This is a genomic window from Leptospira adleri (genome assembly GCF_002811985.1).
GTDB classification, from domain to species: domain Bacteria; phylum Spirochaetota; class Leptospiria; order Leptospirales; family Leptospiraceae; genus Leptospira; species Leptospira adleri.
The window spans coordinates 15,280-28,143 of record NZ_NPDU01000018.1 but is presented as its reverse complement, the minus strand read 5'-3'; the positions used below and the strand labels follow the sequence as shown (position 1 = coordinate 28,143).

General features: G+C 43.6%; 13 protein-coding genes. 6 read left to right on the top strand and 7 right to left on the bottom strand.

Translation table 11 applies throughout. From position 1 onward, the window contains the following. Positions 1 to 145: 145 nt before the first annotated feature. Both CH376_RS08785 and CH376_RS08780 read right to left on the bottom strand, forming a co-directional pair. Complete coding sequence (locus CH376_RS08785) at positions 146 to 1,309, bottom strand: acyl-CoA dehydrogenase family protein (RefSeq protein WP_100787160.1); 1,164 nt, start codon at positions 1,307 to 1,309, stop codon at positions 146 to 148. A gap of 278 nt (positions 1,310 to 1,587) precedes the next feature. Next, positions 1,588 to 2,760, bottom strand: a complete 1,173-nt coding sequence (locus CH376_RS08780) for a CaiB/BaiF CoA transferase family protein (RefSeq protein ID WP_100787159.1) — start codon at positions 2,758 to 2,760, stop codon at positions 1,588 to 1,590. 233 nt (positions 2,761 to 2,993) lie between these two features. Between CH376_RS08780 and CH376_RS08770 the strand changes: the two genes are divergently transcribed. After that, the gene (locus tag CH376_RS08770) at positions 2,994 to 4,070 is read left to right on the top strand and encodes an NHL repeat-containing protein (RefSeq protein WP_100787209.1); all 1,077 of its coding nucleotides are present in this window, start codon (positions 2,994 to 2,996) and stop codon (positions 4,068 to 4,070) included. Positions 4,071 to 4,262: 192 nt separating this feature from the next. Here the strand turns inward: CH376_RS08770 and CH376_RS08765 are convergent, their stop codons facing one another. Beyond that, entirely contained in the window at positions 4,263 to 4,649 is a 387-nt protein-coding gene (locus tag CH376_RS08765; RefSeq protein ID WP_100787208.1) for a DMT family transporter, read from the bottom strand. 76 nt (positions 4,650 to 4,725) lie between these two features. On the opposite strand from CH376_RS08765, the gene CH376_RS08760 reads away from it, so the two are divergent. Further along, on the top strand, positions 4,726 to 5,562 hold the full coding sequence (locus tag CH376_RS08760; protein WP_100787157.1) for an alpha/beta fold hydrolase: 837 nt from the start codon (positions 4,726 to 4,728) through the stop codon (positions 5,560 to 5,562). Between the two features lie 58 nt (positions 5,563 to 5,620). Here the strand turns inward: CH376_RS08760 and srp are convergent, their stop codons facing one another. Together srp and CH376_RS08745 are read right to left on the bottom strand one after the other, a co-directional pair. Next, positions 5,621 to 6,346 carry a sigma factor SigX-regulated lipoprotein gene (gene srp, locus CH376_RS08755; RefSeq protein ID WP_100787156.1) on the bottom strand — a complete coding sequence of 242 codons (726 nt, stop codon included), beginning with the start codon at positions 6,344 to 6,346 and terminating at the stop codon, positions 5,621 to 5,623. A 421-nt stretch (positions 6,347 to 6,767) separates the two neighbouring features. Beyond that, the gene (locus CH376_RS08745; RefSeq protein ID WP_100788049.1) at positions 6,768 to 7,496 is read right to left on the bottom strand and encodes a hypothetical protein; all 729 of its coding nucleotides are present in this window, start codon (positions 7,494 to 7,496) and stop codon (positions 6,768 to 6,770) included. Positions 7,497 to 7,734: 238 nt separating this feature from the next. Here CH376_RS08745 and CH376_RS08740 point away from each other — a divergent pair, with 238 nt between their 5' ends. Both CH376_RS08740 and rsx read left to right on the top strand, forming a co-directional pair. Continuing rightward, on the top strand, positions 7,735 to 8,283 hold the full coding sequence (locus tag CH376_RS08740) for an RNA polymerase sigma factor (protein WP_100787154.1): 549 nt from the start codon (positions 7,735 to 7,737) through the stop codon (positions 8,281 to 8,283). Continuing rightward, complete coding sequence (rsx, locus tag CH376_RS08735; protein ID WP_100787153.1) at positions 8,280 to 9,335, top strand: LIMLP_03685 family anti-sigma factor; 1,056 nt, start codon at positions 8,280 to 8,282, stop codon at positions 9,333 to 9,335. Before CH376_RS08740 ends, rsx begins: the two co-directional genes overlap by 4 nt. A 39-nt stretch (positions 9,336 to 9,374) precedes the next feature. Here the strand turns inward: rsx and CH376_RS08730 are convergent, their stop codons facing one another. Both CH376_RS08730 and CH376_RS08725 read right to left on the bottom strand, forming a co-directional pair. Further along, the gene (locus CH376_RS08730; protein WP_100787152.1) at positions 9,375 to 9,683 is read right to left on the bottom strand and encodes a DUF1272 domain-containing protein; all 309 of its coding nucleotides are present in this window, start codon (positions 9,681 to 9,683) and stop codon (positions 9,375 to 9,377) included. Positions 9,684 to 9,798: 115 nt separating this feature from the next. Beyond that, positions 9,799 to 10,008, bottom strand: coding sequence for a hypothetical protein (locus tag CH376_RS08725; protein WP_100787151.1), 210 nt, complete (start codon positions 10,006 to 10,008; stop codon positions 9,799 to 9,801). 148 nt (positions 10,009 to 10,156) lie between these two features. Between CH376_RS08725 and CH376_RS24835 the strand changes: the two genes are divergently transcribed. Next, complete coding sequence (locus CH376_RS24835; RefSeq protein ID WP_100787150.1) at positions 10,157 to 10,489, top strand: LIC10965 family protein; 333 nt, start codon at positions 10,157 to 10,159, stop codon at positions 10,487 to 10,489. Between the two features lie 41 nt (positions 10,490 to 10,530). Next, a complete protein-coding gene (locus CH376_RS08715) occupies positions 10,531 to 12,864 on the top strand; it encodes a TonB-dependent receptor domain-containing protein (RefSeq protein WP_100787149.1) in 2,334 nt (777 codons plus the stop codon).

The window sequence follows — 12,864 nt, the reverse complement described above, 5'->3', positions numbered from 1 at the left end:
AGAAAAAAGGGGAAGAGTTTTAAAAGATATTCGTTTTGCGGTTTGTATAAAAAAGGCGCTCGATCTTTAGGACCGGCGCCTTGACTTCTTTGGAATAAAGTCCTACCTAACTTGTATCGAGTAGAACTTTATTCGAATCGAAGGTTTACTTCGCGGAAGCAGCCTCACGAATCACGTAAGCCGCAATCTCGTTTTTCTGAATCTGAGTCGTTCCTTCGAAAATACAAAGAATCTTCGCGTCTCTCATCAGTTTTTCAACTGGATATTCTTTCGTGTAACCGTAACCGCCGAAAATTTGAACGGCATCCAGAGCGCATTTCATTGCGGTTTCGGAAGCGTGAGCTTTTGCGATCGCGGAATATTTCGGAAGTCTCGGGTCTTCAGCGTCGGACATTCTCGCCGCGAGATAAGTCACTTGGCGGGAAGTTTCGAGACCGATGGACATATCGGCTAACATGTGTTGCACGGCTTGGAAACTGGAGATCTTGGAACCGAACTGTTCTCTTTGTCTCGCGTATTTGGAAGCGTAGTCGAGAGCCGCTTGAGCGACGCCGACGCCCATTGCCGCGACGTAAGGACGGGAAGCGTTCAGAGTTTGAAGAGCGTAAATAAAACCTAAATTTTCTTTTCCGATCATGTTCGCTTCTTCAACGGCACAATCTTCGAAGATGATCTGACGAGTATCGGAAGCGCGGATTCCGAGTTTGTCTTCTTTCTTACCGACGGTCAAACCCGGAGTGTCTCTCTTAACGTAGAAACAGCTGACTCCTCTGGTTCCTCTTCCTTTATCGGTATATGCAAATACGGTATAAGCTCCGGCGCTACCGCCTCCGGTGATCCATTGTTTTGTCCCGTTGATCACCCACTTGTCGCCTTTTTTAACGGCGGTGGTGCTCATTCCGGGAACGTCTGAACCTGCGCCAGGCTCGGAGAGGCAGAAGGAAACGCCGTATTCTCCGTCAACCACAGGCTGAAGCCATTTTTTCTTTTGCTCGTGAGAAGCGCCTTTGAGGATAGGAAGGATACCAAGACCGGTATATCCGAAACAAAGAGAGATACCTAAGCATCCTCTGGAGAGTTCTTCCGTAACGAGACACTGCTCTACGGAACCGAGTCCCCAACCGCCGTATTCTTCAGGGATCGTGAGACCGTTGACTCCCAATTCTCTTCTCATACGATTGATGAGTTCTTCGGGATGTTTATTTTCTTCGTCCCAGTGAATTGCCACTTCGTGAGTGATTTCTTTTTTCACGAAATTGCGGATCTGGTCTCTGATTTCAAGCTGCTGTTCGGTATATTCCTGGTACATCGATTTTTTCCCTTCTTACGAGAGTGTTCTGATCCTACTTTTTTTTTCACAGCGATTAGATCAAACCAAAATATGGGTTAAAAAACCGAGTTCATACTCGTTTTACGCGTTTTTAATAATTTCAAAGTAAGAATATATAAACCGATAATTCTCCCGTCCTTAAAAAAAGAAGAATCAACTCATAGCGCCATTCTTCCAAGAACGAACGTTCTGTTCCCGACCGTTCTTGGGGTTAGTTTGGAAAAATATTTTGATGTCCTCATTGTTTCAAACCGATTTCAGATTACTTTTTCCTTTTTCATCGTCTCGATTTCGTCTTGAGAATAACCGAGAGAATTATATATTTCGGAATTATGTTCCCCATGAGAAGGAGGATCCAAACGATACGTCACGGGCGTCGCAGAGAAAGGAAAAGGCGCTCCGAACTGAAAGTAATCCCCGAACTGAGGATGTTTTTTATCAAGGATCATACCCCGCTCTTTTAATACGGGATCCTTGCTAACTTCTTCCATGGTTTTCACCGGAGTCAAACAAGAGTCTTGATTTTCAAAAAGAGAATCCAGATCTGAATACGTTTTGGATTTGAAGAAGGAAGTAAGAATCTCCTTCCACTTGGAGAAGTTTTTTTCCTCCGCCGGAAATTCTTCCAGATGTTTGTCCAGGCCCGATTGACGTAAGAATGTTTTAAAAAACATATCTTCCAGCGCTCCGAGAGCGACCCATCTTCCTTCCTTGGTCTCATAAACATTATAATTCGGTAATTTACCGGAAAGAAGCTCGTTACCGCCCTCCGGATTTTTTCCGGTCGCGGCAAAAATTCCTCCGTATAGGGAAAGAAACGGAAGCGAAGAATCCATCATGGATATCGCAATCTTCTGTCCCTTCCCCGTTTTTTCTCTAGCATAAAGAGCCGCTAAGATAGAGGAAAGCGCGGTCATCGTACCCCCTCCGATATCTGCGAGTTGATATCCCGGAATCTGCGGAGTTTTCCCTGTTTGCGAAAGAACCCCCGAGAGAGAAAGATAATTTACGTCGTGCCCGGCAAAGTCCCTGTATTTGCCTTCCGTGCCGTATCCGTAGATGCCGCAATAGATCAAGCGGGGAAATTCTTCTTTGAGGTCTTCGTAACCCAGACCCATTTTGGAAAGACCGTCCGGACGAAATCCTTCCAAAAGTATATCAGCATTTTCTAATAATTTGAATAGAATCTCCTTAGATTTTTCCTTTTTTAAGTTGAGAGTGATCGCTTTTTTATTTCGATTGAGCATCAAAAATAAGGAAGGAGCTCCGTTCGCCTTCTTAAACATAACTCGAGTAGCGTCCATGGCTCGGGGATTTTCAATTTTGATTACGTCCGCGCCCATATCTCCCAAATACATGGAGCAAAGAGGACCGGGAAGCAGAAGACTCAAGTCGATTACCTTAACTCCGGAAAGTGGACCTTTGTTCATTTCAATCGTTCCTTCTAAGAAAATTCTATTCCCATATAAGAAAAAAGTTCCGAAAGAGAAACCCTTTTTTCTTTCTCATTTTTCTTTTCTATGGGAACCGAAAATCTCCGACTCACCTTTTAGAAAAAATTGCATTGCTCTAAAAAGAAACAAAATCCGCGTTTTGAATTGGAAATAAATTGCTGGAAACTAAGACGAATCCGTATATATTTGCAATCATCTTGGTAACTAAGATGTATAAAATTCTAATTCTCCTTCCTTTCATACTTTTCTGTTCCTCCGAATCCACATATAATCCGAGCGTTTTGATGAGCCGAGCCTGGTATGAATCCACATTCTTAGATTGTGTGCTCAAGGATTGTCTCGCGTGTAAACTCAAAGTTACGGGCAATCCGGTGGTGACGGTTTTCGCCGGAAACGGAACCGCCGCGAGCATCGACGGAAATTTGTCGGTCGCGTCGTTCAACACTCCCTTCGGAATCGAAGTGGATACTACCGGAAATATCTACGTTTCCGATCAAACCGCAAATCTGGTTCGAAAAATCGATTCCAGCGGAAACGTGACTACTTTGAATAGCGGCGGGTTCACGTTAGGCAACCCTTCCGGAATTAAATTCGATCCGATGACGGGCGATAAATACGTTACGTGTAAGAGCAATGGACAGATTTATAAGATCGATTCCAACGAACAATTCTCCTTATACGCCGGAAGTCCGACGGGAACGTCCGGAATTCAAAACGGAGATCGTTCGACGTCGCTCTTCAACGGCCCCTTTTTTATGGATTTCGATCGGGAAAGAAATTTATACGTGGGAGAATTAAGCAATCGTGATGTTCGAAAAATCAATTTGAATTTCGGAAACGTAAGTACTCTTTCGGGAGGAACCTTGGGATATCTGGACGGGAACGCCGCGACCGCACAATTCAAAGCTCCATTAGGAATCGCTTATGATCGAAACGACGACGTCCTCTTAGTCGCCGACTTGCAGGACCATCGGATTCGACAAGTGGATCTGAAAAATCAGATTGTTTCCACCTTGATGGGCACCGGAACCGGAGCCAGCGTGGACGGAGTTCGCACCAACGCTTCCTTCAACGCGCCCGCATTCATCTCCTTGGATAACGGAGGTTATATGTTCGTTTCCGATTCCGGCTCGAATCAAATCCGAATGGTGGATCCTACTTTCAAAGTTACTACGATCCCCTTTTCATTTATCGCCGTCGGCGCAGTTAAAGTGGATTGCCTTCGTCAAAGACTGCTCGTAGCGGACAGCAGCGCCAATAAAATCTATCAAGTGAAGTTTCAATGAGTTTGTTAAGCGAAGTCGAATGTTCCGAAATTTTTGACCCCGATCGGCTTCCGATAATCGCCCTCGATCGGAACAATCGGATAAAATATGAGAAACCGGGAACTTTCAGCCTGAAAGACGGCTCCGGTTCAGAGAATTCAACTTGAAACAATAAAAGAAGAATTTATACGCGATCAATAAAAGAAACCGTTATCAAGACTTAGCTTCGAACATATTCGCCGCACAAAGCCAAACACCGGCGAGAATGAGAACGATACCGGCCCATTGCGTCCAAGTCAGCCTTTCTTTGAATGCGAACGATGAAACTATCAAGACGATGATAAAACCGGCGCTTGTAAAAACCGGATAAGCGAGAGAAAGTTTAAGTCCTTTTCCCAAAACAAAACGATAACCGAGAAGAGCCAAACCGAAAGAAGCAAGACCGCCGATAAAAATGGGATTGAAGACGACTTGCAGAATCCCTTGAATTCCTTCCGGCTTCGAAGCCTCGTCGCCCAAAGAACTCGCCTTAATGAGAATATTGGCCAATGCGTTGAATGCGAGAGCGATGATAAAGACGAGAAGGACTTGAATCTGCATAGAAGGCTCCGGTTTTGACTTTACGAAAACCACTTCACCGCAGGAGTTGGAAAGATCAAGGTCAAATCTCTCCGACATGCTTAGAAAAACATTCTCCTTCCGAGGACTTACTCTTTCCTATATCGACACGGCTCCGAATTCTAAAACGAAGCAAACGATTCTTCTTTGTCACGCGAACGGATACAGCGCCCTCACTTATAAATTCTACATAGAAGCTCTTTCAAAAACGCATCGAGTCGTCGCGCTCGATTTCGCCGGACATGGAGAATCTCAATCGACCTTACGATTTAAGAACTGGTATTTTTTTAGAGATCAAATATTGGCTCTTATCGAGTCGGAAAATCTTTCCGATCTGATCGGAGTCGGACATTCTCTGGGAGGAGCTAGTTTACTTTTGGCTTCTTACAAATCGCCCGAGAGATTCAGGAAGATCGTAGCGAACGATCCGGTCGTATTAGATTATTTGAAAGTAACCTATGCCTGGATATTTCACAACCCACTTGCAAAAGTCGCGATCAAAAGAAGAAGGGAATTCAAAGACCTCGATACGGTTCGTAAGATCTACAAGAGAACGCCGTCCTTTTCTCGTTGGGACGACGCGATCTACGAAGACTATATTCAAAGTTGCTTTCGGATCGGACCCAAAGGGGAAGCTCTTCTTTGTTGTGTTCCCGAATTGGAAGCGAAAATTTTCGATTCGATCAGCTATCTCAGTTTGTTTCAGTATGGAAGAATCAAAACGGAAACTCATATTACCATTCCGGATCCGCACGAAGTCTGTTCACCGGAAGGCGCAAGAAGAATCGTTCGAGGAAATAAAAATTCCACTTTGGAAATATGGCCCGGAGCCACTCACTTTTTTCCCTTTGAGGAAAAAGAAAAAACCCTACAACGTATTGTAGGGTCCATATGATAACGATCGAAGACGGCCCGATTTCTTTAATCGAAACGTCTTGATTATTAATTTATTCTTATTTTCCGCCGAAATAGATCGTGTAATGAAAAGTCGTATTCACCGCTCTGCCGCCTAACGTTCCCGACACGTTTACGTTTTCTTTAAGAACGCCTTTAAACTTTCCGGGAGAATATTCCGTCTGATTGTATTCGGATTCCATTCTAGTGAATGTAATATCGAACGCCGGATACTTTTCGTCGTTCACGGCGTAATTGGAGGATTGGATCCGATCCGTTCCCGAAATCACGTTTTTCAGATTTGTTCCTGAAATGGTTTGAACCATTTTCATGTGATAAGAACGTATTAAGGTACCATTATATACAAAAGCGACCGGAATCGCGATTCCGTCCTTATCGACTGCCGCTCCTGCGGTATTCTCCTTACAATTATCGTAAGTCCAAGTCAGGTTGTCTCCGTCCGTAGATCCTCCGTTAGACGTAATCGTCCCTTCGATCGATTGTGTTCCTCCCAGTTGACAGGCTTGAGCAGTAGCGGCCGCAAATGGATTGTAGGAAGGATTTACGTCTTCAAGACTTCTCGCGGCGGAATTGGACGCATCCGCAGGAACCGGATAAAGTGCGGAAAATAATTTTTTGACTTGATCCTGGGTCTTTTGTTCAGCCCCTACGTGCAATAAAAGAGCGAGTGTCGTAATATCCTGTTTGTCATCTTTTTTTCCTTGGTTGCAGGAAACCGTTCCCATCAAAACTGCCGCAATCAAAATGAACTTAATACGATTCATAATCGTTTCTCCTGTAAATAATCTGTGAGTTACTACGGAGTTCGATTTTCACTTCGCCATTTTTTTTATTCGGAAGATTCCGAAGTTTTTTTGCAAAGACAAATCTTCCGAAATATGACTTCCCGGAACAATGATCAATGGCAGATAACGTTTAAAAAAAGAAGATGGCTTTTTGAAATAACACCGCGGAGCTGCGGTTACTGAAACTTCAAAAAGATAAAAGTGAAACCGAAACGGACATGAAGAGGAAAAAAGAATACGGCAATCCGGGAAGCAAACCGGAAATTCAGGAGCGAAAAAAGTAAACGCTACCGAAAATGAGAACCACGAGAATAATATAAATATTCATCGGGCTTAAGAGGAAGTTTTTTATAATCATGCACTAGACTACGTAATCTTCCCCCCGACTACGCCAACTTTTTTAAAAAGACCAGGTAACGGACAAAGAGGAAGATCGCCCGCCGTCCGAAGTCGAAAAACGAACGCTCTTCAGATCCCCGCCCAAAAGATTCGAGTTACTGAGATAAACGTCGATCGCAATCAGAGATAAAAAAGCGATTCCGTAAAATTCTCTCTGCGAGTAGAAGTCGGATTTTTCCATCAAGTGGTCTTTATTCGTAATCACGTAGTTATGTCCATCCATAAAAAGATATACGAGTCCCAGGCCGTTATTTGTCCTGACCCCAGCAATATAAGGGATATAACTTTCCTCGGAAATCCCGGAAGGCGGATTGAAGAATTGTTTCGGTTTAGCAAAGAACTCAAATCCTCGATATAAAACGTAAAGCTCGGAGAAGGCAAGAATTCCTCCCGCAATCTGCGTCTGACGTTCCTCCGCAAGCAACATGGGAGACCAACCCGGAACGAGAGCTTGTAAGGTGCGAGAGGTTTTGGATCGAAAAAACGGAGTTTCTTTCGGAGCAGTAACGATCGTATCTTCCTTTTTTTCCGGCTCCGGCAGAGGAAGAATAGGAGGAGGAGATGAAGATGGCGATGAAGAAGAAGGCGGATTCAAGTCTTCTAGAGGCTTGCTTTCCGTGGCAACTTCCACTTTCTGCGTTTCCTGTTTCTGTTTGGCTTTGGGTTTCTTCGGAGTTGAAAATTCAGGAAGAATCGAATCCACCTTTGAAAATTCAATGACTTTAGTCACAGACCCGACTCGGAATTCAACCAAATTGCCATTCTTCATCTTGACTCCACTGGCTCGGATACGTTGTCCGTCCTTAAGTACGAGAACATCCGATCTAATTTCGGAAATGAATATAAAATTGAATAGGAATAAACCGCATATAAGAGTCCGATGACTTTTTAATTTAAGGCAAAAAAGAAAAACTGTGGCGAACATCCATTCTCCATACGTAATATTTTTTAGAAGCGTTCCACTGCGAATGAGTGAAAGTTTAGACAACGTCGAATACCTTTACAAGAGTTATTATAATAAACTTAAGTTTTTCTTTCTTAAGTCTGGAATTACAACAGAGACCGCGGAAGAACTTTGCCAAGAAACTTTTATAAAGGTTTATAATCATCGAGAAAAGTTCGATCCGACCAAGGGATCGGAGAACACGTGGGTCTACGCGATTGCGAGAAACGAGCTGACCGATTTTTTCAGAAGGAATAACAAAGAGAAGAATATCGTCGAGTATTCTTCTTGGGAGAACTTGGTTTCTTCCTATGATACATCGGCGCATAAGAAGCAAGAGGAAAAAATTCTAATGGAGAAGCTGACAAATTCGATCCGCATGTTGAAAGAACCTGAAAAATCGATTGTTATTCTTCATTGTATTCACGGTAAATCGATCGCGGAAACCTCTCTTCAAACGGGGATCGCACAGAGAACCGTTAGTCGGCGATTGGTATCCGCGTTGAGTTTGTTAAAAGAGGAATTAAAGTCGCTTGGAATCGATAAAAGTTGGTTAGACGGGGTTCAAGGATGAAAGAAGATTCCAAACAAAATCTAACCAGAGCTCTGGATCCGAAAATTTCGAAAGAAGAATTCGCCGAACTGATGAAGGATCCCGCGCTGCAAAGGGAATATTTTGAAATCATCCGGATGAAAACGATTTTAAATTCTCTCAATCCAGACGATTTTCCCGTCCCGAAGAAAATTTCCTCAATTCCCTGGAAGAAAACCGGAGCGTTTTTAGTCGCGGCGGCCGGCGTTTTCATCGTATTCGGAATATTCTATTTTTATAAAGTACAAAAAAGCGATTTGACGGTGATTAGCAACCTAAAAGCAACTCACGGAATATGCGAGCAGAACACGTCTTCGGATCATCGGATCGGATTTCAAACCAAAGAAAACTCTTATTGCGACCTAACGTTGGAAGGAATGGGCGCTTTTTCGATCCGCATTTTTCCGAGCACTCGGTTGATCGTGGAAACAGATTCCGAAAAATTAAAATTCAATCTCATGGAAGGTTCGATTTTATTTTCCACGGTTCGGAAAAAAGAAGGAGTAACCGTCGAAACGAATAGCCCGCATATCCGTTCGGTTCTGCTTGGAACCTCGTTAATGATTACGGCAAACGCGGACAAGGAAAGAATTTTTTTGATCGAAGGATCCATCCAAGTGGAAGCGTTAGGCGTCACAGGAAATTCAAAACCGACTTTGATCAAAAGCGGATCCATCGCCGAAACCGCAAACTGGAACGAATCTTCGAAACCGGAAGAAATTCAGATCCGGATAAATTCTATTTCTCCAAAGGAAGAATCGATTCTGCAGTCGCAGTTTGAATCGATGAAACGAATCCAAAAAAGCAAGGATTTCATAGGATATAAGGCTGAGGATTTAAAGTCGATCGAAACGGTTCACGAAGGTGAGAAGTGGTCTAACCGTCCTTATGTTCAAATCAGATCCACGGATGGAAGCGTTCAAGAAGGATATTTGATCGAAATCGGAGACTTCTATTCGATTCAAACGATCGACGCCGGCTTGATTCGAATGCCGAAGACTTCCATCTCCGAAATCTCCACGATCCGAAAATAAACTTGTATCGCAAAGTTCCGGAAAAAGTTTCGTGATCCGTTAACGTTCGTTAGGTGGTATCCGGGACATTTTTTTTGCAAACGCCGCGTGTTCGACCGGATCGATGGGTCTGAATTTTATTTTCGTGCTCGCGGGGTATTTCCCGAGATAGTTATCGCCTTTCCAATTATTTTTGGGGCGAATCGGACGTGGTACGAAATTCCCTCCGCAATTCGGGCAAATCTCCGAGAGAAATTTCTCGTAACAAGAAACGCAAAAAGTGCACTCGAAAGAACAAATGACCGCTTCAGTCGATTCGGGTGGAAGCGGCTTTTCGCAGTTTTCGCAAATCGGTCTTAACTCTAACATACATTCAAATCCCGAGGGTCGAAAAGAAATATAAAGTTTTTTTTCGAATTTAGAATCAATAGCAAAGAATCCGGAACAAACAATTGTTAAACGACTTTGAATTTTAGAATTCGTTTTATTCGGAGTCTACCGAAATCTCTTGATCGATGACAACCAAAGAATCAGCAATTCGGCTCACGGCTTCATAGAACTCCTTTGTGACTCGAATCCCTTCAACATCCGTCCTCATTGCATCGATCGTATCTCCGATAAAGGAAAGGAGCGCGTATGGTTCCCTTTGATTTTCGATCAGACTTCGGATGAGTTCGATATTTTCTTCGTACATAGTTCCTTCCGTCTCCTTTTGGCCGATTTCATAGAGGTCGGCATCGCAAGTCTTCTCAAAGTTGAAATGAAATGTTTTTTTTAATTTTTAGTTTTCATAAAGAATGCCACTATTAATATTGGTTTATCATTAGCAATTATTCTAAACGATGTCGTACAATCGTCTGAAAGTCGGGATTCTTCTCATTTTGCTCATCGGCTGGGTGGGAAGAGAGATCCATACCCACTCCGAAAAAGAATTTCGCACCATAGCTTCGGATTCGAAATTCGAGTCTCAGGGGGACGTAAAACATTCTCCTTCTTGCCCGATTTGTCAGTTCCAAAGAAATATTTCCTCTTTGTGGAATCCCGATTTTCTGGTCAGGGAATCTTCCTTAATTTTCTCAAAAGAAGAATTCTCGTCAACAAACGGGCCGACCCGCTCATTTACGTTATCCGAAATTCAGCTCGGTCGAGCGCCTCCTCTTGGTTTCTCAATCTAATTTTTTTCGTTTGATTGAGGACTTTGTCCGGGAGCATCCGCTTGAAAAAGCCATTACATTATTATTTTAGAATATTCTTATTTATTATTTTTGTTTCTCCGTTTTCCGTCCATGCTTTGGACGTAATTTTGTCAGGAACCGTGAAAGACAAGGAAGGAAATCCGATTTCCAACGCAAGGATTCTGATTCAAGAATCCCGAAAGAGCGTCACGACCGACGAAAAGGGAGAATTCGTTTTGGATCACGTTACTCCGGGGAAATATACTTTTTCCGCAAGTGCGAGAGGATTTCAGTCGGAGACGATTTCAGTCACGATCGGAGAAAAAGACGAAAAAATTCAATTCACTCTGATCAAAAGTTCTCTGGATGATTTTTCGATCAACGTAACCGCAAAATCCACTATATCCGATTTTTTAACCTCGCCTCAGCCGATTACAGTCTTAACCGGAAGGCAATTGGACAGACAAAGAGGCGAAAACGCGATGTCCGCAATCAACAACACGCCCGGAGTTTCCAATCTTACGACCGGAGCCGGAACCTCCAAACCGATCATTCGAGGTTTGACCGGTCAACGCGTTTTGGTCATGACCGACGGGATTCGCCAGGAAGAGCAACAATTCGGAGACGATCACACAGTAGAATTAGATTCTTTTAATATTCAAAAAATTGAAATTATTCGAGGTCCCGGAAGTCTTTTGTACGGCTCGGACGCTCTCGGAGGCGTTGTAAACGTCATAAGAGACAAAGCTCCTCTTTCCGGAGAAGGAGTTCCGAAGATGGCGGGAATTTTTAACTCCAACAGCTATTCCAACAACAAACAAGACGCAGGCAATTTCGCCGTATTCGGTAATATTGACGGTTTCGGCTATCGTGCCAGCGCTAACACCCGTAAGGCGGGAAGAATAACGACTCCGAACGGAACGGTTCCGAACACGGGAATGGTGGAACAAAACAAAAGCGCCTCCGTCGGTTTGGACGGGAAATGGGGAAATTTCTACTTGGATTCCTTTCAAAGAGAACAAACGCAGGACCTGTTTGATAATCCGAACGAAAATCCCGGATCGACCGTCTACCAAAAGCTCAAACACGAAAAATCGCATTTCCATTCCTTTTTTATTTTGCCCGCGGGAAACATTGAACTCGATCTCTCCTATCAAAGAAACAATCGAAGGGAAATCGAATCCAAGAATAAGCTGCTTCCGATCAAAGATACGCTTTTTGACGATTCGGTCGACAACTTCGAAAAGGCCTTTCAGTATTATCAAGTCACAGCTCGAGATAAACATCAAGGGTTGAATCTATTTTTGGACACTGCGACCGCGGACGCCAAATTTCATCACAAACCTATGTTCGGAATTCTTAAGGGAACCGTGGGAGTTTCCGGATTGCAGCAAACAAACAGGACGATCGCCTCCGAAGCGTTGATCCCGTCCTACGGAATCGTAAACTTAGCGGGTTTCTTTTTGGAAGAATTGAAATTGGGATCCGTTACCTTAAGCGCGGGAGTGAGAGGAGATAAAAGATCGACCGATATAAAAAACAACGCTGCGTTAGGCGTCAATGAACAGACAAAGAATTATTATGCGACAACGGGTTCGACGGGACTTGTCTGGAGAATCAATAAATCTTTTTCTTCGATTCTCAATTACGGAAGAGGATTTAGGGCCCCCACTCCGTTCGAACTCTTTTCAAACGGAGTGCATGAAGGAACGGGAAGATTCGAAATCGGGAAGGACACGCTCAAACCAGAATATTCGAACAACCTGGACTTCTCTCTGAGATACGCCTCTTCTCGGATCCAGACCGAGATCAGCGTTTTCCAGAATCACATTCAAAATTTCATATATGCGGCGAGCATCGCCGAGATCGACTCGGAGTCCGGACTTCCGAAATACAAATATAAACAGGGAGACGCCGTTTTGAAAGGAGGGGAATTCTCCGTCCAAGCGGAATTGACGAAAAAAATAGTTCTCTCAGGCGGGATCGATATCGTTCATGCAAGAAATCAGAACGACACAAATCCGCTTCCTAAAACGACTCCGAACCGGGCGAGAGCGGGGCTTAGATGGACCGAAGATTCCTTACTTGGGATGAAGAATTTCTATTTTTCGATCAACGGAAGATTCTACGATTCTCAATACCGAGTGGATCCGAAAGAAACTCCTACAAAAGGCTACAATCTCACGGACATAGGATTGGGTTTCGAATTGCCTTATTTCGGAGACGGAACCTCAAAACCTACCGTCGATCTGAGCGTCCAAAACGTATTCAATGTTGCTTATGTAGATCATCTAAGCCGTTACAAAGAATACGCTCTGAATCCGGGCGTGAACGCGATACTAAAAATTTCTTTCCCTTTTACGGTCGTTCAATAG